Origin of the sequence: Cyanobium sp. BA5m-10 (genome assembly GCF_024346255.1) — a bacterium.
GTDB lineage: Bacteria > Cyanobacteriota > Cyanobacteriia > PCC-6307 > Cyanobiaceae > Cyanobium_A > Cyanobium_A usitatum.
On the sequence record NZ_JAGQCP010000005.1, the window covers coordinates 1 to 24,873 of the forward strand.

28 protein-coding genes and 1 tRNA gene are annotated in these 24,873 nt (G+C 64.7%); 16 read left to right on the forward strand and 13 right to left on the reverse strand.

Annotated elements, in window-relative coordinates:
- From KBY85_RS03375 to KBY85_RS03395, 5 genes are all read left to right on the forward strand, one after another.
- A partial coding sequence (locus KBY85_RS03375) for a topoisomerase C-terminal repeat-containing protein (protein WP_315859963.1) occupies positions 1 to 920 on the forward strand: 920 nt, incomplete at its 5' end.
- Entirely contained in the window at positions 920 to 1,375 is a 456-nt protein-coding gene (locus KBY85_RS03380; protein WP_254960144.1) for a hypothetical protein, read from the forward strand. The genes KBY85_RS03375 and KBY85_RS03380, both read left to right, overlap by 1 nt.
- Entirely contained in the window at positions 1,375 to 2,037 is a 663-nt protein-coding gene (locus KBY85_RS03385) for a DUF2232 domain-containing protein (RefSeq protein ID WP_254960145.1), read from the forward strand. Before KBY85_RS03380 ends, KBY85_RS03385 begins: the two co-directional genes overlap by 1 nt.
- 21 nt (positions 2,038 to 2,058) lie before the next feature.
- Positions 2,059 to 3,192 (forward strand): nicotinate-nucleotide--dimethylbenzimidazole phosphoribosyltransferase, encoded by a 1,134-nt coding sequence (locus KBY85_RS03390; RefSeq protein WP_254960146.1) that lies wholly within the window; start codon positions 2,059 to 2,061, stop codon positions 3,190 to 3,192.
- A 10-nt stretch (positions 3,193 to 3,202) separates the two neighbouring features.
- Positions 3,203 to 4,240 (forward strand): twin-arginine translocation pathway signal, encoded by a 1,038-nt coding sequence (locus tag KBY85_RS03395; RefSeq protein ID WP_254960147.1) that lies wholly within the window; start codon positions 3,203 to 3,205, stop codon positions 4,238 to 4,240.
- On the opposite strand, the gene KBY85_RS03400 is transcribed toward KBY85_RS03395, so the two are convergent.
- Positions 4,237 to 5,310: an aldo/keto reductase gene (locus KBY85_RS03400; RefSeq protein ID WP_254960260.1), complete on the reverse strand. Its 1,074-nt coding sequence runs from the start codon at positions 5,308 to 5,310 to the stop codon at positions 4,237 to 4,239. The genes KBY85_RS03395 and KBY85_RS03400 overlap by 4 nt on opposite strands.
- A gap of 61 nt (positions 5,311 to 5,371) precedes the next feature.
- Entirely contained in the window at positions 5,372 to 5,941 is a 570-nt protein-coding gene (locus tag KBY85_RS03405; RefSeq protein ID WP_106501439.1) for a bifunctional nuclease family protein, read from the reverse strand.
- A 60-nt stretch (positions 5,942 to 6,001) separates the two neighbouring features.
- Between KBY85_RS03405 and KBY85_RS03410 the strand changes: the two genes are divergently transcribed.
- Together KBY85_RS03410 and KBY85_RS03415 are read left to right on the forward strand one after the other, a co-directional pair.
- The gene (locus KBY85_RS03410; RefSeq protein ID WP_254960148.1) at positions 6,002 to 6,667 is read left to right on the forward strand and encodes a riboflavin synthase; all 666 of its coding nucleotides are present in this window, start codon (positions 6,002 to 6,004) and stop codon (positions 6,665 to 6,667) included.
- Between the two features lie 49 nt (positions 6,668 to 6,716).
- Entirely contained in the window at positions 6,717 to 7,292 is a 576-nt protein-coding gene (locus KBY85_RS03415; RefSeq protein WP_254960261.1) for an HdeD family acid-resistance protein, read from the forward strand.
- A gap of 24 nt (positions 7,293 to 7,316) precedes the next feature.
- Here the strand turns inward: KBY85_RS03415 and KBY85_RS03420 are convergent, their stop codons facing one another.
- From KBY85_RS03420 to KBY85_RS03435, 4 genes are all read right to left on the reverse strand, one after another.
- A complete protein-coding gene (locus tag KBY85_RS03420; protein ID WP_254960263.1) occupies positions 7,317 to 7,682 on the reverse strand; it encodes an AbrB family transcriptional regulator in 366 nt (121 codons plus the stop codon).
- A 125-nt stretch (positions 7,683 to 7,807) separates the two neighbouring features.
- Positions 7,808 to 8,416: a heme-copper oxidase subunit III gene (locus tag KBY85_RS03425; protein ID WP_396121809.1), complete on the reverse strand. Its 609-nt coding sequence runs from the start codon at positions 8,414 to 8,416 to the stop codon at positions 7,808 to 7,810.
- Positions 8,413 to 10,035: a cytochrome c oxidase subunit I gene (gene ctaD / locus KBY85_RS03430; RefSeq protein ID WP_254941300.1), complete on the reverse strand. Its 1,623-nt coding sequence runs from the start codon at positions 10,033 to 10,035 to the stop codon at positions 8,413 to 8,415. Before ctaD ends, KBY85_RS03425 begins: the two co-directional genes overlap by 4 nt.
- A 9-nt stretch (positions 10,036 to 10,044) precedes the next feature.
- Entirely contained in the window at positions 10,045 to 10,887 is an 843-nt protein-coding gene (locus tag KBY85_RS03435; protein WP_396121810.1) for a cytochrome c oxidase subunit II, read from the reverse strand.
- A gap of 255 nt (positions 10,888 to 11,142) precedes the next feature.
- Here KBY85_RS03435 and KBY85_RS03440 point away from each other — a divergent pair, with 255 nt between their 5' ends.
- From KBY85_RS03440 to KBY85_RS03465, 6 genes are all read left to right on the forward strand, one after another.
- The gene (locus KBY85_RS03440) at positions 11,143 to 12,045 is read left to right on the forward strand and encodes a heme A synthase (protein WP_254960149.1); all 903 of its coding nucleotides are present in this window, start codon (positions 11,143 to 11,145) and stop codon (positions 12,043 to 12,045) included.
- Positions 12,038 to 13,021: a heme o synthase gene (locus KBY85_RS03445; protein ID WP_254960150.1), complete on the forward strand. Its 984-nt coding sequence runs from the start codon at positions 12,038 to 12,040 to the stop codon at positions 13,019 to 13,021. Before KBY85_RS03440 ends, KBY85_RS03445 begins: the two co-directional genes overlap by 8 nt.
- 18 nt (positions 13,022 to 13,039) lie before the next feature.
- Complete coding sequence (locus KBY85_RS03450) at positions 13,040 to 14,062, forward strand: ATP-binding cassette domain-containing protein (protein ID WP_396121812.1); 1,023 nt, start codon at positions 13,040 to 13,042, stop codon at positions 14,060 to 14,062.
- The gene (locus KBY85_RS03455) at positions 14,062 to 14,907 is read left to right on the forward strand and encodes an ABC transporter permease (protein ID WP_254960151.1); all 846 of its coding nucleotides are present in this window, start codon (positions 14,062 to 14,064) and stop codon (positions 14,905 to 14,907) included. The genes KBY85_RS03450 and KBY85_RS03455 overlap by 1 nt, the downstream gene beginning before the upstream one ends.
- Positions 14,908 to 15,005: 98 nt before the next feature.
- Positions 15,006 to 15,332: a hypothetical protein gene (locus tag KBY85_RS03460; protein WP_254960152.1), complete on the forward strand. Its 327-nt coding sequence runs from the start codon at positions 15,006 to 15,008 to the stop codon at positions 15,330 to 15,332.
- A complete protein-coding gene (locus tag KBY85_RS03465) occupies positions 15,333 to 16,007 on the forward strand; it encodes an N-acetylmannosamine-6-phosphate 2-epimerase (protein ID WP_254960153.1) in 675 nt (224 codons plus the stop codon).
- Positions 16,008 to 16,018: 11 nt separating this feature from the next.
- Here the strand turns inward: KBY85_RS03465 and groL are convergent, their stop codons facing one another.
- Positions 16,019 to 17,707, reverse strand: a complete 1,689-nt coding sequence (gene groL, locus KBY85_RS03470) for a chaperonin GroEL (protein WP_254960154.1) — start codon at positions 17,705 to 17,707, stop codon at positions 16,019 to 16,021.
- A gap of 134 nt (positions 17,708 to 17,841) precedes the next feature.
- Between groL and KBY85_RS03475 the strand changes: the two genes are divergently transcribed.
- Positions 17,842 to 18,081, forward strand: coding sequence for a hypothetical protein (locus KBY85_RS03475; protein WP_254960271.1), 240 nt, complete (start codon positions 17,842 to 17,844; stop codon positions 18,079 to 18,081).
- On the opposite strand, the gene fabG is transcribed toward KBY85_RS03475, so the two are convergent.
- Both fabG and KBY85_RS03485 read right to left on the reverse strand, forming a co-directional pair.
- The gene (fabG, locus tag KBY85_RS03480) at positions 18,078 to 18,830 is read right to left on the reverse strand and encodes a 3-oxoacyl-[acyl-carrier-protein] reductase (RefSeq protein WP_254960155.1); all 753 of its coding nucleotides are present in this window, start codon (positions 18,828 to 18,830) and stop codon (positions 18,078 to 18,080) included. The two genes, KBY85_RS03475 and fabG, sit on opposite strands and share 4 nt — an antisense overlap.
- A gap of 72 nt (positions 18,831 to 18,902) precedes the next feature.
- Positions 18,903 to 19,748, reverse strand: a complete 846-nt coding sequence (locus tag KBY85_RS03485; protein ID WP_254960156.1) for a lipopolysaccharide heptosyltransferase family protein — start codon at positions 19,746 to 19,748, stop codon at positions 18,903 to 18,905.
- A gap of 73 nt (positions 19,749 to 19,821) precedes the next feature.
- Between KBY85_RS03485 and ispD the strand changes: the two genes are divergently transcribed.
- Positions 19,822 to 20,502, forward strand: a complete 681-nt coding sequence (gene ispD, locus KBY85_RS03490) for a 2-C-methyl-D-erythritol 4-phosphate cytidylyltransferase (protein ID WP_254960157.1) — start codon at positions 19,822 to 19,824, stop codon at positions 20,500 to 20,502.
- Here ispD and KBY85_RS03495 read toward each other — a convergent pair.
- Positions 20,465 to 21,394 carry an LD-carboxypeptidase gene (locus tag KBY85_RS03495; protein WP_254960158.1) on the reverse strand — a complete coding sequence of 310 codons (930 nt, stop codon included), beginning with the start codon at positions 21,392 to 21,394 and terminating at the stop codon, positions 20,465 to 20,467. The two genes, ispD and KBY85_RS03495, sit on opposite strands and share 38 nt — an antisense overlap.
- A complete protein-coding gene (locus KBY85_RS03500) occupies positions 21,391 to 22,296 on the reverse strand; it encodes a 4-hydroxybenzoate polyprenyltransferase (RefSeq protein ID WP_254960159.1) in 906 nt (301 codons plus the stop codon). Before KBY85_RS03500 ends, KBY85_RS03495 begins: the two co-directional genes overlap by 4 nt.
- A 91-nt stretch (positions 22,297 to 22,387) precedes the next feature.
- Between KBY85_RS03500 and KBY85_RS03505 the strand changes: the two genes are divergently transcribed.
- On the forward strand, positions 22,388 to 23,998 hold the full coding sequence (locus KBY85_RS03505) for a Ppx/GppA phosphatase family protein (RefSeq protein ID WP_254960160.1): 1,611 nt from the start codon (positions 22,388 to 22,390) through the stop codon (positions 23,996 to 23,998).
- On the opposite strand, the gene KBY85_RS03510 is transcribed toward KBY85_RS03505, so the two are convergent.
- The gene (locus KBY85_RS03510) at positions 23,979 to 24,731 is read right to left on the reverse strand and encodes a RodZ domain-containing protein (RefSeq protein WP_254960161.1); all 753 of its coding nucleotides are present in this window, start codon (positions 24,729 to 24,731) and stop codon (positions 23,979 to 23,981) included. The two genes, KBY85_RS03505 and KBY85_RS03510, sit on opposite strands and share 20 nt — an antisense overlap.
- Positions 24,732 to 24,797: 66 nt before the next feature.
- Positions 24,798 to 24,869, reverse strand: a tRNA-Val gene (locus tag KBY85_RS03515).
- Positions 24,870 to 24,873: the final 4 nt, after the last annotated feature.

Genomic DNA, 24,873 nt, shown 5'->3' on the forward strand with positions numbered 1-24,873 from the left:
ACCCCGGTGTGTCCCGGACCGTTGAGCTGGAGGGCCTGCCGTGCGTGGTGCGCATCGGCCGTTTTGGTGCCTACCTGGAAACGAAGCGCGTCGCTGAAGACGGCAGCGAGGAGCTGCTCAAGGCCACCTTGCCGCAGGAGATCACCCCTGCCGATCTCGATGGCGAAAAGGCGGAGTTGATCCTGAGGCAAAAGGCGGATGGGCCTGAGTCTCTTGGTGATGACCCAGAAAGCGGAGAGCAGGTGTACTTGCTGTTTGGCCAGTACGGGCCGTATGTGCAGCGGGGCCAGGTGAGTGACGAGAACCCGAAACCGAAGCGAGCATCACTGCCCAAGGGCGCCAAGCCCGAGGATCTGACGCTGGAGGATGCCATCGCGCTGCTGCGTCTACCGCGCCAACTTGGCGACCACCCGGAGGGTGGTCGGGTGGAGGCGGGTCTTGGTCGCTTTGGCCCCTATGTGGTGCACCACAAGGGGAAGGGTGAGAAGGACTACCGATCTCTTAAGGCAGAGGACGACGTACTGGTGGTTGGCCTTGAGCGAGCGGTGGAGCTGTTCGCTATGCCCAAGAAGGGACGGGGGGGCCGCACGGCCATCAAGGAGATCGGAGTTCCGGAGGGAGCGGAGGAGGCGATCCAACTGTTTGATGGTCCCTATGGGCTGTATGTCAAGCAGGGCAAGGTGAATGCTTCTTTGCCGGAGGGCACGACGGCCGACACGATCACGCTGGAGCAGGCGGTTGAGCTGCTGGCTGCAAAGGCAGCTAGTAGCAAAGCTGGGGCGAGGAAGCCGGGAGCGAAAAAGCCAGCAGCGAAAAAACCTGCGGCAAAGGCTCCTGCGGCAAAGAAAGCTCCCGCCACTACCAAGACCGGCCGCTTGCGGGCCAGTGCGGTGCGTGTGATCAGGGCGGCGGACAGCTGATGGCAGGCGCCGGCCGCACCTTTGGGTCGCTGCTTTGCGCTCTAGCGCTGGCTGGCTGCAGTGGCACCCGCTTCGGCGACCAGCTGGCCCGCAGCTTCTCAGCGCCCCCGGCCCAGCCCGCTCAGCCGGTCTCTCCTGCCCCTAATCCAGCGACCGCCACTCCCGCCTCAAAAGCTGCTGCCCCACCTACTGCTGCCGCCACTGCTGCCTCCCCCAAAAAGCCTGAGCCCAAGCCCGTGGAAGCCAAGGCGGCAGCCGTCAATCGCAGTAAGCCAGCCCCCTATCGCATCACGATCCAGCTGCCCTCCGCCGATCCCGCTGCCCCGGCTGAAGCGGTCACAGAAGCCTTGCGGGCGGCGGGGGTCAGTTTTGAGGTGGAGATGATTGAGCGGGTCGGAGCTGCTGCCACGCCGGCGGCTGCCCCCACGGTCACACCGGCGCCGGCACCGCGCTGATGTCGTCCCGGCGCCAACTCAACCGCGGCCAGGCCCGCCAGTTGATGGATACGGCCTATCTCGCCGCCGCCACCGCCCTGCTGTGGGTGGCGCTCTACTACCTGCCGGTAGGCAGCCCCCTATTTCGGCTGGCCCTGCCCCTGCCCCTGGCCCTGTTGCAGTTGCGTCATGGCTGGCGCTGTGCCGTGGAGGGACTGGTTGTGACCGCCCTATTGCTGGTCGCCCTGATGGGTCCGATCCGGGGGCCGTTGGTGGTTTTCCCCTATGGCTTGCTGGCGCTGTGGCTGGGCTGGTGCTGGCGGGCCAGGGCCGGTTGGCGTTCCAGTTGGTGGCTGAGCTGGGGCGTTGGCAGCCTGATCAGTGCAGCTGGCTTCCTGGTGAGGGTGGCGGTGCTCTCGGTTTTGGTGGGCGAGAACCTTTGGGTGCTGATCACCACTGCGGCTGCTGGTTTATTGGAGAAGTTGGCTGGCTGGCTTGGCTTGGCGGCATCGATCGAGCTGGCCCAGGTGCAGCTGGCTGCGCTGGCGTTGGTGTGGGTGCAGAACGTGATCGTGGTGCTGGCCCTGCATGCGGTGGCCTACTGGATCTTTCCGCGCCTGCATTCCCCTATCCCAGAGCCCCCAGATTCCCTTCGGGCCCTAGTGGCCCTCGACCCCCTCTGATGCCACCCTCTAAGCGGCCTGATGGCCCTTGATTCCTGGACCCAGGCTCTGGAGCAGGGCTGGCGCCACAGCCGCACTCTGCTGCTGCTCGCCGCCACCGATACGGCTGCGGTACCTGGGATTTCCGCTGCTGGGGCCTCGCCTCAGGCCCGGCTGGGTACGGCGGCCGCCGATGCCGAATTGCTGCTGTTGGGACCCGGTGGTACCCGCTGCCATGCCCTGCCGCCCCTGCCGGCGGGGGTCAGCCCGGCCCTGATCAGCCATGTGGTGTTGAGTCAGCTGGGGCTGCTGGAGCGCACCCGGGTGCTCGATCTGGGCTGTGCGATCGCGGCGGCGGTGCCGCACCTGCGCCTGCCGGGGCTGGAGAGTGCCGGCCCGGCCCGCTGCCTCAGCACGGGCCAGGCCCTTGTCCCAGCCAGGGTGGAGGCCCTGGTGCAGCGCGGCAGCGCCTGGGGCAGGCGCTGGGATCCGGCCGAGCCGTTGCTGCTGGCCGAATGTGTGCCCGGAGGCACCACCACGGCCATGGCGGTGCTCGAGGGCCTGGGGGTGGCAGCGGCGGGTTTAGTGAGCGGCAGCTTGCGCCAACCGGTCCACGGGCTGAAGGCGGACCTCGTGGCTCAGGGTTTGGCTGCAGCGAGTTTTGAGGCGGCAGATCTGACGGGAGTTGCGCACCCCCTAGCATTTGCGGATCCTCTAAACGTATTGGCGGCGTTGGGGGATCCAATGCAGGCCTTCGCTGCTGGGCTGGTGGGGGCGGCGGCGGCCCGCGGTACGCCGGTGCTGCTGGCCGGTGGCAGCCAGATGGCGGCGGTGCTGGCCCTGGCCCTAGCCCTGGCTGAGCCAGGCCAGCGGCCAGCCCTGGCGGAGCGCTTGGTGGTGGCCACCACCGCCTGGGTGGCCGAGGAAGCTGGCAGCAACCTGGCCCTGCTGCTGGAGCGCATAGGTGCCCGCTGGCAGGTGCGGCCGAGGCTGGAGGTGGCGGCCCTGCGCTTCCATGGCTGCAGCAGCTCCGCCCTACGCGACTACGAGCGCGGCTACGTCAAGGAGGGGGTGGGGGCCGGCGGCCTGGCCCTGCTCTGGCAGCTGGCGGGCCGGCAGCCAGGGGCCCTGGCTGAGGCCTGCGACGCAGCCTGCCGGCTGGAGCTCGGTGCCTAGGGTCGCTGCCATGGCATTTACTCCCGCTGTGCTCTCCCGTCGCCGGCTGCTGCAGCTAGGGGTGGGAGCTGGCGCTGGCCTGCTGGCCGCCTGCCGCTCCGCCCCTGGCCCCGAGCTGCTGCTGGCAGAAGCAGACCTGCCAGCCGCCTGGCTGAAGCAACTGCCCGCCCCCTGGCGGACACGCCAAGTGGCTGATGCCGCTGCTGTGCAAAAAGTCGTGCGTGAGCTGGGCCAAAGGCCGGCCCCCGGTTTGGTGACCCCTGGCTTGGTTGCTCTCAGTGACGGCTGGGCCAGTGGCCTGAGCCGGCAGCAACTTCAGTCCTTTGAGGCGCCGCGGCTCTGGGCTCGCCTGGCCGCCTTCAGTGCCCCGGTGGCCCGTCTTTATGGTCCGGTGGGTGAGGCGCAGCTGGCCTTCCCCTGGGCCTACAGCCCCTGGGTGATCGCCCTGCGCAGCCGCCCCGACCTGGCCGCCCGTCGCCAGGAGGGCTGGCAGTTGCTGCTTGATCCCAGCCTGCGCGGCCGGTTGGTGTTGCCCTCCAGCCCTCGCATCAGCCTGGAGATCATGGGCGGCGATTTTGAGCGGCTGGAGCGGTTGCGGGCCCAAGCCCTCGCCTACGACGACCGTGACGGCCTCAATCTGCTGCTCAGCGGTGATGCTGAGGCGGCGGTGCTGCCCCTGCAGCGCCTGATTCCCCTGCTGCGCCGCGACCAGCGCCTGGCGGTGATCTGGCCCGACAGCGGCGCGCCCCTCAGCTGGCAACTGCTGCTGCGACCTGCCGGTGCTGCACAGTCAGCGCCACCACCGCTGGAGTGGCTCGGTGCAGTGCTGGAGCAGCCCCAGCTGGAGCAACTGCTGGCCCGGGGCTTGGTGCCGCCCCTGCCCCAGGCCGATCTGGCGCCGGTGGCGCGGCGCTTTCCCGAGTCGATAGCAGCCCTGCTGCTGCCGGGAGATGGCCTGCTGCAGCGCTGCTGGAGCCTGCCACCCCTTTCCGTGCCCCAGCAGCTGGCCCAGCAGAACCTCTGGGATGCGGCCGCTCCCAGGCCCTAGCCCCAAAGGCGGCGGCGGGGGGAGGCGCTCAGGCGCCGGTGGGTGTCGGCTAGCAGCTCGGGGATGGGTAGCTCGTGGGGGCAGCGCGGCAGGCAGGCCCCGCAGGCGCGGCAGGCCTCGGCGTTGAGCTCCTCCCACCAGTGGCCGGCACGGCCGATCAGGTTGTAGCGCTCCTGGGCAAAGGCCTCCATGCCGTGGCCCACGGCCAGGTTGCGCAGGCGCAGGAGTTCGGGGATCGGCACGCCGTTGGGGCAGGGCAAGCAGGCGCGGCACTGGCCGCAGCGCTCCGCCCCCAGGCGCTCGCGGCCGGCGACGTCCAGGCGCTGCAGGGCTGAGCGTTGCGCGGCACTCAGCCAGGGCGAGGGCCCGCCGATGGCAGCGGCCCAGGCCAGGTCTTCCGGCTGCTCAGCCCCCAGGCTCAAGGTGGAGATCCCCTGATCGAGCAGGAAGCGATAGGCCAGCTCCAGGGGGTGAAACGGGGCGCAGTCGGCGAGCAGCTCCGCTGGTGGGTCGTAGAGGCGACCGCCCTTGTCGGCCGGGGAGATGGCAAGCACGCCGATTCCCTGGGCCAGGGCGGCGCGGGCGATGGGCAGGAGGGTCTGGTCAAACAGGTGCACATGCAGGCTGCAGAACGTGAAGCTCCCCGAGCTCAAGGCGGCTTCGATCAGCTCGGGCGTGCCGTGGCTGCTGAAGCCCACCTGACCCACCAGTCCTTCATCTTTGGCCCAGGTCAGCAGGTCGGCGCCGGGCCCCTTAAGCGCCCACTCCAGGTGCTCGGGGCGGTTGAGGCCATGCACGGCCAGGTTGGTGAGCTGGGCCACGCCAAGGCGCGCCAGGATTGAGCGCAGTTGCCCCTGGCCGGTGGCCAGGTCGGGGCCGGGTAGCAGTTTGCTGGTGATGAGCCAGCCGTCTGAGGGGCCCAGGTTGTCCCGTTGCAGGGCCGCTAGAGCCTGGCCCAGGAAGGTTTCGGCGGGCCCGTAGGCAGGGGCTGTTTCCAGGTGGTTGATGCCGGCGGCCAGGGCTGCCCTAAGCACCGCTTCCATCTGGGCGGGGCTGCCCAGGGCCCGCATCGTGCCCAAGCTGAAGGCCGACACCGCCGGCCCGGAGCCGTAGGGGCGCCGCAGCCGGTTTTCAGGCTGTTGGTTCATCCCCAGGTTGGTCGGCTTTGGGGTGGGCCTGTTTGAGGTGGCGCACCAGGTCGGCAGGGCTGGTGCTGTCCAGGAAGCGGCGGAAATTGTCCTGCTCCTGGGCGTCGGCCTCCGCATCCACCGGGATGGAGGCATCAGCCACGACCTCTTCAAGCATCCAGATGCTGCTGCCGGTGCGCAGGGCGAGGGCGATGGCATCGCTAGGCCTGGCGTCTATCTCGATGCTTGAGGCAGCTGTTTGGTCGCCAGGCGCCCCAGCTTCCCCATCGCTAGCGGGGCTGAGTTTCAGCACGGCGCGGAAGGTGCTGTCTTCGATCGTGTGAATTACAACCCGGTCGAGCTGCAAACCCCCAGCGTCGATCAGGTCGGCCATCAGGTCGTGGCTGAGGGGTCGGGTCGGTGGTTCTTCGCTGAGTCCCGCCAAAATGTTTTGGGCTTGGGCCTGGTCGATCCAGATCGGCACCTGGCGCCGGCCCGATGGATCGCGTAGCAAAACGATCGGGCTGCGACTGGCCGCATCGAGGGCAATTCCGGCAACGCGCATTTCAACCATGGCTCAGCGCTGCCTTTTAGCCGATTATGGCGAGGATTATCGCCCTGGGCTGGAAAGCAGATGTTTACCGGGCTGGTGCAGGCCACAGGCGTGATCCGCCGCTCTCCCCACGGGGTTCAACTGCAGTGGGCTGCTGCCCCTGGGGCTACTTGGACCCCTGCCAGCCTGGCCCTGGGCGACAGCGTGGCGGTGGATGGGGTTTGTCTCACCGTGGCTGGGCGGCTGGCCGATGGCTTTCGCGCCGATGTCAGCGAGGAAACCTTGGGCCGCACCACCTTGGCCGCCAAGGCAGACCGGGGCGGCAGGGTGAATCTCGAGCCGGCCCTGCGCCTGGCCGACCGGCTTGGCGGCCACCTGGTGAGCGGCCATGTGGATGGGCTGGGGGTGGTGCGTGCCATTGCCCGCCAGGCCGCCTCCTGGCGCCTGGAGCTGGCCTGGCAGAACCCCGCCTACGGCCGCTATGTCTGCGAAAAGGCCAGCGTGGCGGTGGATGGCATCAGCCTGACAGTGGCCGGCTGCGACCCCGATGGTGTTGGTTTCTGGATTGCCGTGATTCCCCACACCTGGGCCAGCACCACCCTGGCGCAGCTGGCGGTGGGGGATGGGGTCAACCTGGAGGCCGACCTACTGGCCAAATACACCGAGCGTTTGCTGGCTGCCACCGGCCCCAGCGGCGTGGCCGAGCCGATCAATGCCCCCTGGCTGGCTGATCACGGCTGGATCTGACGTCTGCGCTTGGCGTGACTACCGTCCAGGTGATGTTGCTGCCATAGCGATGGGCTCAGGTCTGTTTTCGGCCAAAGGCGAGGGATTGAAGGCCTTCACCCTGTTTGAAGGGGTGTTGATGCTGGTACTTGGGGTGCTGGCCCTGATCTTCCCGGTGCTGGCTTCCGCCTGGATCACGGTGATCGTGGCGGTGGGCTTTCTGGTGGGCGGCATCGTGGGTTGGGTAAGCAACCTGGCCCGCTCCCGCCAGTTGGGACGCTGGTATTGCTTTTCGCGGCTGGTGATTTCCACCCTCTTCATCGTGGTGGGGGCCTGGATGATTCAGCAGTTCCGCGGCGGTCCGCTCGAGGACGGCCTGGTGGTGGCCAGTCTGGCCTTTGCCATCGGCATCGTTTTCATCCTCGAAGGCGTGGTTTCGACGCTTGTGGCCCTCGGTCACACACGGGTGAGTGGCTGGGGTTGGGGCTTGCTTAACGGCATCGTCACCCTGATCCTCGGCGTGCTGATCGTGACCATGCAGGCCTGGGGGCTGCTCTGGGTGATTGGGGTGCTGGTGGGAATCAGCTTCCTGTTCAGCGGTATCGACCTGCTCGCCTTCAGCGCCAGCTTCCACGGCGACGACTGAGCAGGAGCGCCAGGGGAGAGGGGCCTAGGGATTTTCTGGTTCGAGCGGTAGCAGGCTGATCGAGCCGTTGTCTGGGTTGATCTCGATCCGAAATTCCTGGCCCGGCTCCAAACCCAGCCTGCGGGTGTAGGCGTGGCCGATCAGCAGGTTGCCGTTGCCATGCACCCGGGTGCGGAAATCAGCTTGCCGTCCCTTGCCTTGGCCGCTGCTGGCGGTTCGGCTAACGCTGTTTGGTACCGGGTAGCCCTTGGCAGCCACCAAAGCTCGATAAAAACTTTTTTTCAGCACCCGTCCGCTCGGACCCACGTAGCCGCAGCCCCGGGCGATTTCGTCCTCTGGGCGGTTGCTCAGGGCGCGGGCCCGATCAAGAAGGGCCTTGCCTTCCAGCATGTCCGCGGGGCTGTCGCCGTTCCTGGCCGCCATGTAAAAGGCCTGCGCTGGGCAGATATATCAACTAATTGTGCCCGGTACGCAAGGAAATCGCCATCCGTGCCAGCGGTTGACGACTTGGCGCCTCAGAGCAGATACAGGATTCCGTAGAGCACAACCCAGATGCCATCAACGAAATGCCAGTAGAGCTCAGCTGCTTCAAGGCCGAAATGGTCGCTGGCGCTGATGCGTCCTCCCTGGCGAGTTTGCAGAGCAACGATGGCGATACAGATCACACCAAGAGTCACGTGTAGGCCGTGAAAGCCAGTGAGGGCGTAGAAGGTGCTGGCAAAAAGGTTGTCGGTGAGGCTGAAGGGCAGGTTGAAATACTCGACCATCTGACCCGCCAGGAAAATCGCGCCCAGGCCGCCAGTGATTGCCAGCCAGAGGCGGCTGGCCCCCAGCTGTCCGGCCCTGCATTCCTTGCCGGCGCGGTGAAAGGTGAAGCTGCTGATGATCAAAACCACCGTGTTGATGGTGGGTAGCAGCAATTCGAGCTCATAGATCTCCCCTTCCGGCAGCGGATTCACGGCCCGGAAAGTGAGATAGGCGGCAAAAAAACCGGCGAAGGTCATGCCATCTGCCACTAAGAAGGTGGCTAGGCCAAATAGGCGGAAATCTCCGTGGCCCTCACCAGCTGGGCTGTGGCCAGCCTCAATGGCGACTGAATCCTGTAGGGGTGTGGTGCTGGTCACGCTTTTGTCTCCGGGTGCTGGCCGTAGCCGTAGGGCTCGGTAACTAGTGGTGCCTCGCCGTGCCAGTTTTCAACCGGTGGCGGCGAACTGGTGAGCCACTCAGATGTAAGGGCATTCCAAGGGTTGTCACCAGCCTCTTTGCCGTTTATCGCCGTAACCACCACGTTGATAAGCAGTGGCAGGGTGCTGATGGCCATCAACAGGGCGCCCACGCTGCTCACCTGGTTAAGGGTGGTGAAGGCGGGGTCGTATTCGGCAACCCGACGAGGCATGCCATTTAAGCCGAGCCAGTGCTGGGGGGCGAAGCAGAGATTGAAACCAACAAAAGTGAGCAGGAAGTGGAGCCTCCCCAAGTCCTCGTTAAGCAGGCGACCGGTAAATTTCGGATACCAGTGATACAAAGATCCGAAAATAACAAATACCGTGCCCCCGTAAACAATGTAGTGGAAGTGGCCCACCACGAAGTAGGTGTCATGAACGTGAATATCAAAAGGCACCTGGGCCAGGGCTACGCCAGTGATGCCGCCGAATACAAAATTAACGATGAAGGCGCATGAAAACAACATCGCCGAATTGAGGGCAATCTTGCCTCCCCATAAAGTTGCCAACCAGTTGAAGAATTTGATCCCGGTTGGGACGGCGATAAAGGAGGTGGCAATCGTGAAAAACAGGCGCATCCAGGGCGGTGTGCCGCTGGTGAACATGTGGTGAGCCCAAACAATTAGGCCAAGGAAAACGATCGCCATGATCGAATACACCATCGTGGTGTAACCAAACAGAGGTTTGCGGGCGTGGATAGGCAGTATTTCGCTGACGAGCCCGAAGGCTGGCAGCACCATGATATATACAGCCGGGTGGGAATAGAACCAAAAAAGGTGTTGATAAACCACTACGTTTCCACCCATCGTTGGGTTGAAAAATCCGGTGTGGGCAATGATGTCGAAACTGAGCAGAATTAGGGTGCCTGCCAGTACTGGCGTCGACAGCACAACTAAAACACTGGTGCCCAGCATCGCCCAGCAATACATGGGCAGCATCATCAGCTTCAGTCCAGGACGCCGCAGCTTCAGAATGGTGGCAATGAAGTTGATGCCGCCAAAAATCGAGCTGCCACCAAGCAGAAGCACGCTCAATATCCATACCACTTGGCCTGCTGCTGGGGTGGTGAGGCTTAGGGGTGGATAGGCGGTCCAGCCGGATTGGGCAGCCGCTCCGGCAATAAAATAACTACTGATAAGCAGAATACCCGCAGGTGGAATCAGCCAGAAGGCCACAGCGTTGAGACGGGGGAAAGCCATGTCTCTGGCGCCCACATAAAAGGGAATCAGATAATTGCCGAAGGCGCCATTCACTACTGGCACGATCCAAAGAAAGATCATCACCGTGCCATGCAGGGTGAGCACCTCGTTGTAGGTCTCACGGCTGACGAAATCGGAGATTGGACTGATCAGTTCCGTGCGAATAACCCCAGCTAGGGCGCCGCCGATCAAATAGAAGATGAAGCCACAAACCAAATATTGCAGCCCAATCACCTTGTGATCGAGGCTGAAACTGAAGTAGCGCAGCCAGCCTTGGGGTTGCAGGTTGCCGTCGAAATCGCTTGGGTTGGCGAGAGTCATGGCGGGTCGTCAGGTGGTGGTGCGGTTGGGAGTGTTCTGCTGCAACCAGTTGTCGTAGGCATCGGGCTCGTGCACTACCACGTTGGAGCGCATGCCTCCGTGGTATGGCCCGCAGAGCTCGGCGCAGATGATCGGATAGGTGCCAGCCCGAGTGGCGGTAAAGGAGAGCACGGTTGGCTGGCCTGGAATTACGTCCTGCTTGAGACGGAACTGGGGCACCCAGAAGGCATGGATTACGTCACGGGCTTCCATGCGCAACTCAACTTGTTGACCGGTGGGCACATGCAGTTCGCCGCTGGTTATATCTGAGCCTGGATAGTGAAAAATGAAGGCAAATTGCATAGCGGTTACCTCAACAGGTAAAACCGGACCAGAAGGCGCTGCGTCCATGCCGGCTACGCCGATACCACCCCAAACCCGGCCAGCCGTATCCCCTTCATTAACACTGACCTGCTGCATTGCCCCGTGATCCATGGCCATGTGATCGTTGAGCGTCGCCATACCGCCCATCCGCTCATAAATGTCGTAGCTGTATAGACCGACAAACAAAACAACCACTGCGGGGATTGCTGTCCAAACAATCTCAAGGGGCAGATTTCCCTCTATTGCCAGCCCATCACTGACATCGCCGCTGCGGCGCCTAAATCGAAACAAGCTGTAAACCAGCAGGATCACGATGCCGAGAAACAGCACGGTACCAATGCTGAATAAAACCTTAAATAGATCGTCGTAGGTGGATGCATTGCTGCTGGCGCCAAGCGGCAGCATGTTGACGTTGTAGCCAACCCAAAGCCCTGTCAGCACAAGGGCTGTGGTGGCCGTGAGCACAGCTAGGGCGGTGCGAATTGGCACGGTGCTGTTTGAGCTTCCAGCCAGCCTATGGCCGCTGGCTGCGATGTGCGGGTCGATCTTTGCCTTGGTTGGCAAATCAACGCCTCAGCCTCTGGCAAGCAGGGCTGATGTTTTCACTTCGTGATCTGGGCAATTAAGAGTCCCTCGTTTTGATCAACTTGGTTAGCTTCTTTGGACTCCGGGATGGTCGTTTCCGTGACGACAGATCTCCAATCACCCCTAAACCCAAGCATTCGCAGCAGGCCGGACCCTGTTTTGACCCAGAGGCTTGCCTTACTTGCTTCCCATCTAGTGGTGGCCTTGGTTGCCTTGGTTGGCATCGGCGGTGCCACCAGGGTTATGGAGGCGGGTCTGGCCTGTCCTGACTGGCCCCTTTGCTACGGCCGCCTCCTGCCAGGTCGTCAGATGAATCTCCAGGTGTTTTTGGAGTGGTTTCACCGCCTTGATGCCTTCGTAGTGGGAGTGGCCCTGCTGGTTCTTACGGCAGCGAGTTTTTTCTGGCGGCGACGCCTGCCCGCTTGGTTGCCCTGGCTGGCTGCTGGAACGCTATTTCTGGTGTTGGTTCAAGGGGGCCTGGGGGCTCTCACCGTCACCCAGCTACTGGCAGCGCCTTTAGTTACTGCCCATCTCGCCACGGCCTTGCTGCTGGTTGCGCTCACAAGTGGCCTTTACCAGCGCCTGGCAATGGCGGATAGGGCCTCGATCAGTCCTCCGCTTTGGTGGCAGCTGCTGGCGAGCTTGGCTCTGGTGCTGGTGTTCGCCCAGTGCCTGCTGGGTGGAACCATGGCCAGCCAATGGGCGGCAGATCGGTGTTTTAGTGCCGGCAATGGCTGCCGCTGGCTGCTTGCTCACCGCCAGCTCGCCATGCCAGCAGCTCTCGCCGTGCTGGCCCTAGCTGCAGCAACCCTGCTGTTGCCCCCAGGTCAGGGTCAACTGCCCGGCCTCGCCCAGGGAGCGGCCGTTTTGGTGCTGGCCCAGGTGAGCCTGGGCATTTGGACCTTGAAGCTCCAGCTGCAGGCGCCGCTGGTGACGATCGGCCACCAACTGCTGGCAGCGCTGCTGGTCGCTCTGCTTGCAGCGGTGCTCGCCCGTTCCCTTGGCAACTCAGGCCAGACCTTGCCCATGTCTCAAACGTCTTCCGAGGTGGCTCATGGTTAGTGCAACGATCACAGCTCCAATCGCCGTTGCCCCGGCGATCCGCCCCTCGGTGAAATTGCCGGCCTGGCTTGAAGTTGCCAAGCCCCGGCTCATACCGCTGCTGCTCGCCACCACCCTCGGTGGCATGGCACTCAGCAGTGGCGATGCACCCGCCGCCAGCACGATCATCTGCACCCTGGTGGGGGGCAGCCTGGCTTCGGCTGCGGCCGGAGTGCTCAATTGCCTTTGGGAACAGGATCTCGATGGGCGCATGCAGCGCACTAGTCGCCGGGCCCTGCCCTCTGGTCGTCTGGCCCAGCGCCAGGCCTTTGCCCTAGCCATTGGCCTCACCATCCTGTCGGTGGCAGTTCTGGTTATGGGCGTTAATCCCCTGGCTGCCAGCCTTTCCCTGTTGGGGCTCTGCAGCTATGTGCTGCTTTACACGGCCCTGCTCAAGCCGCGCACCAGTCAGAACATCGTGGTCGGCGGGGTGGCCGGGGCTATTCCGCCCTTGGTGGGAGCTGCCGCTGCCACCGGCTCCCTTGGCTGGGCTTCCTGGTGGTTGTTTTCCCTGGTGATGTTGTGGACGCCAGCCCACTTCTGGGCCCTTTCCCTGCTGCTCAAGGACGATTACCGCTCCGTGGGCATCCCGATGCTTCCGGTGGTCAAGGGCGTGGCGGTTACGACTCGGGCCATCAGCCATTACGCCTGGGCCACTGTTGGCTTGAGCCTGCTTGGGATCGTGGCGCTGCCAACGGGTGGCTTGCTTTATGGCTTGATGGTGCTGCCCTTCAACGCCCGCCTGCTGCAGCTGAGCTCCCAGTTACGCAGCCAGCCTGACGAACCCCAACGGGCCAAGGCCATGTTCCGCTGGTCGATTTTCTATTTATTCGGCATCTGTGCGTTGCTTTTGTTGGCCCGCCTACCGCAGGCAGCCCTGCTGGGCCCCCAACTGTTCAACGTCCCCTTTGCTGCCTTGCCTACATTGGTCGGCTGATTGGAGCGGCTTGAGTCGGTGATCGAACTGCAGCAGCTCTGCAAACGCTACGGGGGCAAAAAGGCGGCAACTGCCGTCATTGCCCTCGACAACCTTTCCCTGCAAGTACCGGCCGGCAGCCTCTATGGCCTGCTTGGTCCTAACGGTGCTGGTAAGACGACCGCCTTGCGCATCCTTTGCACCCTGCTGGCCCCTGACAGCGGCAGCGTTCGGGTAGGCGGCGTTGATGCCCTGGCCGAGCCCCGGGCGGTGCGTCGCTTGTTGGGCTACGTGGCCCAGGAGGTAGCAATCGACAAGATCCTCACCGGCCGCGAACTGCTGCAGCTGCAGGGTGATCTTTATCACCTGACCCCAGCTGCCCGGAACCGGCGCATGGACGAGCTGATCGAGCTGCTCGGCATGGCCGACTGGATTGATCGGCGTTGCGGTAGCTACTCGGGCGGAATGCGGCGCCGGCTCGATCTGGCCGCTGGCCTGCTGCACAGCCCCAAGGTGCTGGTGCTCGATGAGCCCACCGTCGGCCTTGATATCGAGAGTCGCGCTGCGATCTGGTCCGTCTTGCGTCAGCTTCGCGATGGCGGCACAACTGTGCTGCTTAGCAGCCACTACTTAGAGGAGGTTGATGCCCTGGCTGACCATCTGGCGATCATCGAGGCTGGCAAGGTCATCGCCGAGGGCGCTCCTGCTGTGCTCAAGGCCGCCTTGGGTGGTGATCGAGTGACCTTAAGGGTGCGTGAATTCAGTGATGCCGACGAAGCTGAGCGGGTGCGCAGCCTGCTGCACGATTGCGCCGGGGTACGCCAGGTGGTGGTGAACCGGGCCCAGGGCTACTCCCTGAATCTGGTGATTGAGCACGATGGCGTTGTTGAGCAGCTGCGCCGCCAATTGGCGGCAGCCGACCTGCCGGTTTTCGCCCTCGCCCAGAGCCGCCCCAGCCTCGATGATGTCTATCTCCAGGCCACCGGCCGCACCCTGATGGACGCGGAGCTGGCGGTGGCCGGCAGCCGTGATCCCAAGGCTGAACGCAAAGCGAGCATGTGATGACCACAACCCTTCCAGGCCCCCAACCCGAGGCATCCGCCTTGGCCGAGATCAGTCAAGAAACCCTGGCCCTCACCCGTCGTTTGTTCGTACAGCTGCAGCGTCGGCCTTCCACCTTGGTGGCGGGGGTGCTGCAGCCCCTGATCTGGCTGGTGTTGTTTGGCGCCCTGTTTGCCAAGGCTCCGGCGGGCCTGCTGCCTGGCGGCATCAGCTATGGGCGCTTCCTTGGCGCAGGTGTGATCGTGTTCACGGCCTTCAGTGCGGCCCTGAACGCCGGCCTGCCATTGATGTTTGACCGCGAATTTGGCTTCCTCAACCGGCTGCTGGTGGCGCCGCTGCGCTCGCGCAGCTCGATCGTGTTCGCCTCGGTGCTCTACATCACCACCCTGAGCTTGGTGCAGAGCCTGGCGATCATGGGCACTGCCGCATTGCTGGGTTACGGCTGGCCTGGTGGCGCTGGGCTGCTGCTGGTATTGGTCACCTTGCTGTTGTTGGTTTTTGCAGTCACGGCCCTGAGCTTGGGGCTCGCTTTTGCGCTGCCAGGCCACATCGAGCTGATTGCGGTGATCTTTGTGGCCAACCTGCCACTGCTGTTTGCCAGCACCGCTTTGGCTCCGTTGTCGTTCATGCCTGCCTGGCTGGGCTGGCTAGCGGCCCTTAATCCCCTTACCTTCGCGATAGAACCGATTCGTGCCGCCTATGCGGGACAGGTCTCTCTCACCGCAGTGGTGCTGGAGGCCCCCTACGGCCAGCTCAGCAGCGCCACCTGCCTAGGGGTGCTCGCCATACTGGCCGCCGGGTTGTTCCTGCTGATTCGGCCGCTTTTGGATCGCAAGCTCACCTAGCAGGTCCTTTCGTGACGCAGCCCTCCAGATTCCCCCCGTCCGACCGTCCCGACTTAGGGGACCGTTTGCTGGCGGCGGTTGCAGAACGGGATCAGGCCATGGCCCAGCGTCTGGTTCAGCAGTGGGCGCACCGCAGGGGGCTGGCGGCCCTCGAAGCCCTGATCTCCGGACCACTGTGCGTGGGCCAAGGAGTAGGGGCGGCTGAGTGGCTGCGCTCCCAGGCTGGCCTGGAGACCAACCCTGAGCCCAGCGTGCAACGAGTTGAGCAACCAGTTGAGCAACGGCCTGTGCTGGCCCTTGTGCAGGATGCCCTAGCTCCGGCAGCGCACAATGCCGCTCCTGCGCCCTTTGCCCATGCTTCCCTGCGGGCCTGGCTGCCAGATGCTGAAGAGCTCGATGACTTTCACCTTCCCCTGGCCAGCTGAGTGAAACCCTCCGGTTTGATTGTGTCGGTGCAGGCCCCCGAGGGATCTCCGATGCGCGATCCCGATGTCATCGCCGCCATGGCAGATGCCAGCTTGCGCAATGGCGCCTCTGGGGTGCGTCTGGAAAGCCCAGAGCACATCGGCGCTGTTCGTCGGCGCTGCCCAACGGCCCTGATCGTGGGCCTATGGAAGCGCAGCTACCCAGACAGCTCGGTGTACATCACCCCGGGGTGGGAGGAGATTCGTGCTGTTTGGGCTGCTGGTGCCGATGTGGTGGCGATTGATGCCACCGAGCGCTATCGCCCCGGGGGTGAAAATTTGGAGGGTCTGATCGCCCGCGCCCAGCGGGAGCTTGGTGCTGTGCTGATGGCCGATGTGGACAGCGTTGCCAATGGTCTGCGTGCCGCCGAGCTGGGTTGCAGCTGGGTCGGCACGACCCTTTATGGCTACACGGAGTCAACCTCAGGCCAGAAGCCACCAGCCTGGGATCTATTGCCCCTGCTGCGGCAGCAATTACCCAACGAGGTGAGTCTGATCTGCGAAGGCGGCATATCAAGCCCCCAGCAGGCCCGCCAAGCTCTCGACCTCGGCGCTGATGCCGTGGTTGTGGGCACGGCAATTACCGGGGTCGATTTGCAGGTTGCTGCCTATGTACGGGATGTGCTGGCCGGCTGAGCAGCCTGGGATCACATCATCCCGGGCATGCCCATTCCACCCATACCACCCATTCCACCCATACCACCCATTCCGCCCATACCTCCCATACCTCCCATACCTCCCATGTCGCCGCCGGGGGCTGCTTCGGGTTCGGGCTTATCGGCGATCACAACCTCGGTGGTGATCAGCATGGAGGCGATCGAGACCGCGTCTTGAAGGGCTAGGCGCACCACCTTGGCCGCATCGAGAATGCCAGCGGCCAGGAGGTCTTCGTAGACGCCGCTTAGGGCGTTGTAGCCCTTGCCCAGCCGCAGGATCTCAGCTGCCACCACTGCGCCATCGGCGCCCGAGTTGTGGGCGATCTGGCGCACGGGCTCGGCTAAGGCCCGCTTGACGATCTCGACGCCGGTGCGCTCATCGCCCTGGCAGCTAGCCGCCAGGCTGCTGAGCCCTTCGGCCAGCTCCAACAGGGTGCAGCCGCCACCAGCAATGATTCCCTCCTCCACCGCAGCGCGGGTGGCGTTGAGGGCGTCTTCGATGCGCAGCTTGCGGTTCTTGAGCTCGGTTTCGGTGGGAGCACCCACCTTGATCACGGCCACCCCTCCGGCCAGTTTGGCGATCCGCTCCTGGAGCTTTTCGCGGTCATAATCGGAGTCGGTGTTGTCGAGCTCTCGCTTGATTGAGGCCACCCGATCAGCAACGACTGCCTGGTGCTCACCGCTGGCCACGATCGTGGTGCTGTCCTTGGTGATGGTGATGCGGCGGGCCTGACCGAGCTCGGCTAGGCCGGTCTTGTCCAGGGTCATGGCCTGGTCTTCGCTAACGACCGTGGCGCCGGTGAGTACGGCGATGTCGCCAAGCATGGCCTTGCGGCGGTCCCCGAAGCCAGGGGCCCGCACTGCTGCAACCTGCAATACGCCGCGGTTTTTGTTAACCACCAGGGTGGCGAGAGCTTCGCCCTCCACCTCTTCCGCCAGGATCAGCAGGGGCCTGCCGCCCTTGGAAACCGCCTCCAGCACGGGCACCAGGTCGGTGATGGTGCTGATTTTGCGGTCGGTGATCAGGATCAGGGCATTTTCAAAGACGCATTCGCGCCTCTCCTGGTCGGTGACGAAGTAGGGGGAGCTGTAGCCACGGTCGAAGGCCATGCCCTCGGTGATCTCCAGTTCGGTGGCCAAGGAGGTGGACTCCTCAACGGTGATGACGCCGTCAGCGCTCACCTTGTCCATGGCCTCGGCGATCATCCGGCCGATCTCTTCGTCGTTGCCGGAGCTCACCTCGGCTACCTGGCGAATCGCTTCACCGGCGACGGGTTGGGCCCTCTCGGCGATGCCCGCCACGATCTGGGCTGTGGCCTTTTCCATGCCGCGGCGTAACACGACCGGGCTGGCGCCGGCAGCTACGTTTCTGAGGCCTTCGCGGACCAGTGCCTGGGCCAGCAGGGTGGCAGTGGTGGTGCCGTCGCCGGCGGAGTCCTTGGTCTTGCTGGCCACCTGCTGCATCAGCTTGGCGCCAACGTTTTCGAAGGGATCTTCGAGTTCGATCTCCCGGGCGATGGTGACGCCGTCATTAACGATCTCGGGCGCGCCGAATTTCTTTTCGAGCACCACGTTGCGGCCGCGGGGTCCGATGGTGACCTTCACCGCGTTGGCCAGGGCATTGACACCACGCTCAAGGGCACTACGGGAGGCATCTGAAAAGCTGATCAGCTTGGCCATGAAAACGCTGGAGACTCAGTGGAGTCAGGGTCCCACAGCGGACCACCGCCGGGCCAACGGAGCGGGGTGGGGAAAGCCGAATCTCCTGTTCAGGGAAGACGGCAGGCTCTCGCTGCAGGAGGTACCTTCGAACCATGGAAGAACTGCTGCAGCAGACCCTCGAAAGCGCCGTCACTGAATCGGCCCTCGACCCAAGCACCACCGCCGATGGCATGGTGTTCCTCCTGATCGCCGCCCTCGGCCTGTTGATGGCCTTGGTTTACGTGCCGATCCGCCTGTTCCTCACCCTCACCGCCCGCAGTCGCCGCCTGCGCCTGCTGCAGCGGATTCGCCGGCTGCGCGAGGAGTTGGCTCAGCCGCTCACAAGCTCTTAACGCATCACCATGCCGCCATCCACCTGCAGCACCTGGCCGGTGATGTAGGCGGCAGCCGGGTCGGCGGCCAGAAAGCGCACTGCACCTGCCACCTCGGCGGCGCTGCCCATCCTCCCCAGGGGAATCGCCGCGAGGATCGGCTCCTTGTCGAGTTCGGCGGTCATGTCGCTCTCGATGAAGCCCGGGGCAACGGCATTGACGGTCACACCCCGGGCTGCAAATTCAGCCGCATTGCTGCGGGTGAGGCCGATCACCCCGGCCTTGGCGGCGCTGTAGTTGGCCTGGCCTGGATTGCCCATCAGGGCCACCACTGAGGTGATGTTGATGATGCGGCCGCCTCGGGCCTTGAGCATGGCCCGGCTCACAGCGCGGGTGCAAAGAAACACGCCGGTGAGATTGAGGTTGATCACGCTCTGCCAGTCGGCGGTTTTCATCCGCATCAGCAGGCCGTCGCGGGTGATGCCGGCGTTGTTAACCAACACGTCGAGCCGGCCGCCCCTAGCGAGCACCGCTTTGACCATGGCGTCGACCTGCTCTTCATCGGCTACATCAGCCCGATGGCTCCAGGCTTCGCCCCCGGCAGCAGTGATCTCAGCCACGACCGCTTCGGCTGCATCCGGGGAGCTGGCGTAATTCACCACTACTTGGGCGCCGGCCGCTGCCAGCTCAAGTGCTATGGCGCGACCGATACCCCGGCTGGCACCTGTAACCAGCGCCACTTGGCCGGCCAGGGGGGCTGGGCTGGACATCACGGCACTCGACATCGCGGCACTGGGGTTTGTGGCGCTGATCGTATGGCCTGACTATCCCCCGAACCCCAATTATCCCAGTCCCAGGGCGGCGAGCACCTCGGCGTGGCCAAGTTGGCTGAGGTTGGCGGCGCTGCCGAGCCCCTGCACCCCAGCACGGCTGGGCAGACTGCCGGGACCCCGGCCCAAGGCCACCAGCGGCAGGCCGAGCAGCAGGGCCAATTCGATGGCTACGGGGTCGCTGGCTAGCACCACATCGGCACTGGCGATCTGGGCGGCGCGCTTACGCATATCTCCAGTCCCAGTGCCAGCTAGTGCTGGCACGGTCCGCAGGTTGGGCAGCTTGCTGCGGATCTGGGCGGGTAGGTCTTGCCATTGCTGGGCTGGCCAGTCGCCGCCAGCAGCGGAGGGGGCCAGCAGCAGGGCCGGTCCATCGCCACTGGGTAGGGCCGCGCTGGCGGCCTCCAGATCGGCCGGGGCGATCGGCAACCGGAAAGAATCAGCCTCGAGCCGCACCCCGATGGGCCGCAGTAAGGCTTCAAAGGCCTGGTTGGCCCAGCCGCCCTCGATGGGGGTGATCCGCTCGGTGGCGGAAAAGCCACTGCTGGCCACCCGGGTGGGGATGTGGCTCATCGACAGCATCAGATCCATCTGGCGGCTGGGCGCCAGGTTGAGGCTCACCTGAAAATCAGGCTCCCGCACCGAGCCCATCAAGTTGGCCCAATCGGCAAGGGTTGCCTGCTCGTAGGTGAAGGGCATGGCCCGTTCCACGGCTGGATGCAGGGACCAAAGGGGAACCGCCGCCAACGGACAGACCACCTGAACGTCGGCATGGAGTTGGTCGGCGACGGCAGCAACGGCTGCAAAACTCTGCAGCTGCTGGCTGCTGCCGCCCGGAATCAGAAACAGGGCGCGCATCGCAAACGACACAGGTTCGGCGGCCTGATTGTATGGATCAGATTCGGATTGACCCGTCTCGCGGGAGTCGCTTGTGCATTTGCTGATCGCCGCAGCCGGCAGTGGACGCCGCATGGGGGCCACCGGCAACAAGCTGCTGTTGCCAGTGGCGGGGCGGTCGGTGCTGGCCTGGACCCTCGATGCGGCCCTCGCCTGCCCCGCCATTAGCTGGATCGGCATCGTGGGCCAGCCCGTTGATGCAGCCGCGATAGCGGCGATCGTGGCTGAAGCTCAGCCTGACCTGCCGGTGCAGTGGATTGAGGGTGGTGACACCCGTCAGGAGTCGGTGAGCCGGGGGCTGGCGGCCCTGCCGGCAGCTGCTGGTGGTGTGCTGATCCACGACGGGGCTCGCTGTCTTGTCGAGCCAGAACTGCTGGCCCGCTGTGCCGCTGCGGTGCAGCAAGGCGCAGCGGTGATCGCCGCCACCCCCGTAACCGACACGATCAAGCAGGTGGATGGAGCTGGCACCATCACGGCCACCCCAGATCGCAGCTGGTTGTGGGCAGCCCAAACTCCCCAGGGTTTTCCTGTTCAGCAGCTGCGGGCTGCCCATGCAACCGCCACGGAGCAGGGCTGGAGCGTCACCGACGATGCGGCCCTGTTTGAGCGGCTGGGTTTGGCGGTGCAGGTGTTGGAGGCGCCTGCCTCCAACATCAAGCTCACCACCCCCTTCGATCTCACCGTGGCAGCGGCGGTGCTTGCTTCGCGCTGCTGATCCGCAGCTGGCCGCTGCTGCCATCGAGCTCGGCCCAGGCACCTAGGGGTAGGGCCGCATTGCCGGCCACATGACCAACGGGCAGGTTGCTCACCACGGGGATGCCTAGATCGCTTGTGCGCTCGCGTAGCACCTGCTCGAGGCTGAAACGATCTGCTTCGGCTGGGTTTTCATCGCAGTCTGTGAACTGCCCCAGGCCGATGCCGGCCAGCTGCTGCAGCCCACCGCAAAGCCGCCAGTGGGTGAGCATGCGCTCGATTCGGTATGGCGCTTCGCTTACGTCTTCGAGCACCAAAATGGCGCCGCGCAGATCCGGCAGATACGGCGTACCCAGCAGGTGGGTGGCCACGGTGAGGTTGGCGGCTAGCAGGGGGCCTGCGGCGCTGCCGCCACACCAGCCCTCACCCTGGAGGTCGCCCAGGGGTTCGCCAAACAACAGGCACCGCAGCCGCTCCTGGCTCCAGGCGGGTTCGGCGGGCAGGGTGGTGAGCAGCGGCCCGTGGATGGCACCTCCCTGCCCCTGGGCTAGTTGGGCCCAGAGCAGGGAGGTGACGTCGGAGAAACCAAGCAGCCAGCGAGCTGGCTGGGCCAGGGGTGCTTCCAATAACCGGGCCGCTCCCCAGCCGCCCCGCACACAAGCCAGCAGTTCGGCGCCCCGCCTGGCGGCCGCTTCCAGGTCGCCGCGTCGCTGTTGGTCTCGGCCGGCCAGATAGCCCCACTGGCGCCCGTGCAGGGGCGTGCGCTCCACCTCCAGCCCCCAGCCCTCGAGCAGGGCAATGCCCGCCTCCAGGCGCGCCAAGGCGTCTTCGCCCAGCAGGGCTGAGCTTGCCGCCACCAGCTGCACCCGATCCCCTGGCCGCAGCGGTGAGGGCTGACGTATGACCTGGCTCATGGCAGCTGCCCCAGCACCAGGGCAAGCAGCAGCAGCCCTCCCAGCTGCACCTGGCGGCTGAAGTGGCGGCCGTAGGCGGACCTTGGCAGGTTGGGGCGGCGCAGCAGGGCGGCTTCGCGCTGCATGCCGGCTGCTGCCAGCAGACCCAATGGCCAGCTGATCCAGCCGCATCCCTGCAGGCCGGCGGCTAGCCCCAGGGCCAGGGCGGCGAGGCCGTAGCTGATCGCCACCGCCAGGGGGGCCCGGCTGCCCAGGCTGAGGGCACTGCTGCGCACGCCGATGGCCCGGTCGTCATCCCGGTCGGCCATGGCGTAAACCGTGTCGAAGCCGAAGGTCCAAAGCAAGGTGGCCAGCCATACCAGGGCCAGGGGCCAGCCGCCGGCCAGGGAGCCGGTGGCAGCGGACCAGGGGATCAGCACCGCAAAACCCCAGCAGAGGGCCAGTACCAGTTGGGGGTAACCAAACCAGCGTTTAGCAGAGGGGTAGAGCAGCACTGGCGGCAGGGCCGCGATTGCTAGCAGCAGGCAGAGGTTGCGACTGGCGGCGGGCAACCCCCACATCAGCACCAGCAGCACTGCCAAGGCGACGACAAGGCTGAGCAGCAGCAGGCCTATCGCCTCGCCAACGCCAACGCGGCCATCGGCCAGGGGACGACTGCGGGTGCGCTCCACTAAGGGGTCGATGCGGCGGTCCCAGAGGTCGTTGGCGATGCAGCCGGCCGCGCTCACCGCCAGTCCTCCCAGCACGATCAATCCCACCAACAGCGGCGCCGGTGGGGCGTTTGGGGTGAGCCAGAGGCTCCAGCCAGCTGGAATCAGCAGGATCAGGCGGCCACTGGGCTTGTGCCAGCGCACCAGCTCCAGCCAGGCCCCCAGACGGTTGCCGCGCGTCAAGTTGGCCATGCCCCCTTTTCGTCGTGCCGCACCCTAGGTGTGCCGGTGGGACGGGCCGTGGGTGGCAAAGTAGCGCCCCCAGTGGCAGTTGCTGAGCTAGATGGTTCAGGCCCCCAACCTTCAGCAGTCCGGTCGCCGCCGGGTGGCCGCTATTGACATCGGCACCAACTCGATTCACCTGCTGGTGGCAGAGGTGGATCCGGAGCTGAGCAGTTTCAGTGTGGTGCTGGCTGAGAAGGCCACCACCCGTCTTGGCGAAAGGGATCCCCATAGCGGTGACCTCAGTGCCGAGGCGATCGAGCGGGCTTTTCGCACCCTGCGCCACGATCGCGATCTGGCCCTTAGCCATGGGGTGGAGCAGATCGTCACGGCGGCCACCAGTGCCGTGCGGGAGGCCCCCAATGGCAGGGATTTCCTGGTGGCGCTGCAGGAGCAACTGGGCCTGGAGGTGGATCTGGTAAGCGGGCCCGAGGAGGCGCGATTGATCTACTTGGGTGTGCTTTCGGGCATGGCTTTCGGCGACCAGCCCCACTTGATAATTGATATCGGTGGAGGCTCCACCGAATTGGTGCTGGCCGATGGCCGCGACGGCCGCTCCTTCAGCAGCACCCGCATCGGCGCGGTGCGCCTGCAGCGGGAGTTTTGTCAGCAGGACCCCCTTCCGGTTGAACGTCGCTCCTTCCTGCAGGCCTATATCCAGGGCGCCCTCGACCCTGCCGTAGCTGAGGTGAAGGCGGCGCTGCGCCGGGGCGAACAGCCGCTGATGGTGGGCACCAGCGGCACAGCCATGGCCCTAGCGGCGCTGGCGGCTGCTGAAGATCCCAAGCCGCCGCTGAAGCTGCAGGGTTACAGGCTCAGCCGCGAGCGCATCGACCAGCTCACCGCCCGGCTCCTGGCTATGACGCCGGAGCAGCGCCGTGCCTTGCCCGCCATAAACGACCGTCGGGCCGAGATCATCGTGCCAGGCGCCCTGATTTTGCAGACGGCGATGGCGATGCTCGGTGTGCGGGAGCTGGTGGTTTGTGATCGGGCCCTGCGGGAGGGCCTAATCGTGGACTGGATGCTGCGCAACGGCCTGCTGGGAGATCGCTTCGCCTTCCAGAGCACTATTCGCCAGCGCACCGTGCTGCACCTGGCCCAGCGCTTTGGTGTCGATCGGGCCCGGGCCGATCGGGTGGCCGCCCATGCCCTCAGCCTCTACGACCAGTCGCGGGGGCTGCTGCACCACGACGAGGGGCCGGGTCGGGAGCTGCTCTGGGCCGCCGCCCAATTGCATACCTGTGGCAAGAGCATCAATATCTCCGCTTATCACAAGCACAGCTGGTATTTGATCCGCCACGGCGAGCTGCTGGGCTACTCCGAATCCGAGCACCTGATGGTGGCGGCGATTGGCCGCTATCACCGCCGCAGCCTGCCGAAGAAGCGCCATGAGTCGTGGCAGCTGATCGAAGACCGCGACCAGCGCCGCACCGTTACGTCGATGGCCTTGCTGTTGCGGTTGGCGGCGGCCCTAGATCGCCGGCCCGCTGCGGTGATTGCGACCCTGCAGGTGAGATCAAGGCAAAATGATGTTTGCGTTGACCTGGAGCCCCTGGCGGCCGCCCCTGGTGAGCCAGCTCCGGATCTCAGCTTGGAGCGCTGGAGCCTGCGATCCTGCGCTGAAGTGGTGCAGGAATCCTGCGGCCTTGGTCTCAGGGTGCCGGAGCCCTGAAGCTGCGCCAACGCACCTGATCAATGGGTCCCAGGGGTTGAGGAGCACCGCCTCCTATTCGGGTGCGAACCAGGTCGGGACGGCCTGCCAGCACCTCAAGCCCTTGGCCCAGGGGGAAGCTCCGCTCACCTGTGAAGGTGCCACGGAAGAGAGTGGTGCCGGTTTTTGTTTTTATTTCGAGCCAACTGGGCTGGCTGCTCGTCAGTTGCAGCTGATCGGGATTGAGGCTGCCGCTTTCCCTATCCCTGCTCCTATGTACTGGGGAAATCTCGGTCAGCAGCTGGGGCTGCGTTTGCTGCTGGGTTGGGCGGGCCTGGTGACGCTGCCACTGCTGCCAGCCCACGGCGCCGGCGCCACTGAGGGCGACCAGGATTGCTGCTGTGATGGCCAGTCGGCCGCTGGTTTGTGCCGGTCTGGTTGGGGCGCGCTGGGTGAGTTCGGCCACCTTGATCGGCTTGGTTTGAAACTGGCCGCTATCTCGCAGGGTTTTCAGGGGGCCATCGATGTTGATGGCCAGGCTGCTGGCGATTCTGCGGGCCTGGGCGATCACAAATACCGGTTCCGGCAATCGACCGGCGTCGGCTTCTTCCAGGGCCTGAAGTTGTTCGACTCCCATGTTTAGACGGGCTGCCAGCACGGCCAGTTCGAGACCTTGGACCTCTCGGCCCTGCCGCAGCGTCTGCCCCAGGCAGCGCAGGGCGGATAAGGTCTCGGGATTGGGAGAATCTGACACCACAACAGCGAGCTCAGCAGATTTAGACATTCTGCAGGCAAATTTGATGCGGTCCAGTCGTTGAAATGGGCGATACTGGATTCGAACCAGTGACCCCTTCCGTGTGAAGGAAGTGCGCTACCGCTGTGCTAATCGCCCGCAC

What these genes read in the sequence shown, in the direction of transcription:
- KBY85_RS03380 (WP_254960144.1), top strand. Translation starts at nt 920, where the DNA reads ATGGCAGGCGCCGGCCGCACCTTTGGGTCGCTGCTTTGCGCTCTAGCG.
- KBY85_RS03385 (WP_254960145.1), top strand. Translation starts at nt 1,375, where the DNA reads ATGTCGTCCCGGCGCCAACTCAACCGCGGCCAGGCCCGCCAGTTGATG.
- KBY85_RS03390 (WP_254960146.1), top strand. Translation starts at nt 2,059, where the DNA reads ATGGCCCTTGATTCCTGGACCCAGGCTCTGGAGCAGGGCTGGCGCCAC.
- KBY85_RS03395 (WP_254960147.1), top strand. Translation starts at nt 3,203, where the DNA reads ATGGCATTTACTCCCGCTGTGCTCTCCCGTCGCCGGCTGCTGCAGCTA.
- KBY85_RS03400 (WP_254960260.1), bottom strand. Translation starts at nt 5,310, where the DNA reads ATGCGGGCCCTGGGCAGCCCCGCCCAGATGGAAGCGGTGCTTAGGGCA.
- KBY85_RS03405 (WP_106501439.1), bottom strand. Translation starts at nt 5,941, where the DNA reads ATGGTTGAAATGCGCGTTGCCGGAATTGCCCTCGATGCGGCCAGTCGC.
- KBY85_RS03410 (WP_254960148.1), top strand. Translation starts at nt 6,002, where the DNA reads ATGTTTACCGGGCTGGTGCAGGCCACAGGCGTGATCCGCCGCTCTCCC.
- KBY85_RS03415 (WP_254960261.1), top strand. Translation starts at nt 6,717, where the DNA reads ATGGGCTCAGGTCTGTTTTCGGCCAAAGGCGAGGGATTGAAGGCCTTC.
- KBY85_RS03420 (WP_254960263.1), bottom strand. Translation starts at nt 7,682, where the DNA reads ATGCTGGAAGGCAAGGCCCTTCTTGATCGGGCCCGCGCCCTGAGCAAC.
- ctaD (WP_254941300.1), bottom strand. Translation starts at nt 10,035, where the DNA reads ATGACTCTCGCCAACCCAAGCGATTTCGACGGCAACCTGCAACCCCAA.
- KBY85_RS03445 (WP_254960150.1), top strand. Translation starts at nt 12,038, where the DNA reads ATGGTTAGTGCAACGATCACAGCTCCAATCGCCGTTGCCCCGGCGATC.
- KBY85_RS03455 (WP_254960151.1), top strand. Translation starts at nt 14,062, where the DNA reads ATGACCACAACCCTTCCAGGCCCCCAACCCGAGGCATCCGCCTTGGCC.
- KBY85_RS03460 (WP_254960152.1), top strand. Translation starts at nt 15,006, where the DNA reads ATGGCCCAGCGTCTGGTTCAGCAGTGGGCGCACCGCAGGGGGCTGGCG.
- groL (WP_254960154.1), bottom strand. Translation starts at nt 17,707, where the DNA reads ATGGCCAAGCTGATCAGCTTTTCAGATGCCTCCCGTAGTGCCCTTGAG.
- KBY85_RS03475 (WP_254960271.1), top strand. Translation starts at nt 17,842, where the DNA reads ATGGAAGAACTGCTGCAGCAGACCCTCGAAAGCGCCGTCACTGAATCG.
- fabG (WP_254960155.1), bottom strand. Translation starts at nt 18,830, where the DNA reads ATGTCCAGCCCAGCCCCCCTGGCCGGCCAAGTGGCGCTGGTTACAGGT.
- KBY85_RS03485 (WP_254960156.1), bottom strand. Translation starts at nt 19,748, where the DNA reads ATGCGCGCCCTGTTTCTGATTCCGGGCGGCAGCAGCCAGCAGCTGCAG.
- KBY85_RS03495 (WP_254960158.1), bottom strand. Translation starts at nt 21,394, where the DNA reads ATGAGCCAGGTCATACGTCAGCCCTCACCGCTGCGGCCAGGGGATCGG.
- KBY85_RS03500 (WP_254960159.1), bottom strand. Translation starts at nt 22,296, where the DNA reads ATGGCCAACTTGACGCGCGGCAACCGTCTGGGGGCCTGGCTGGAGCTG.
- KBY85_RS03505 (WP_254960160.1), top strand. Translation starts at nt 22,388, where the DNA reads ATGGTTCAGGCCCCCAACCTTCAGCAGTCCGGTCGCCGCCGGGTGGCC.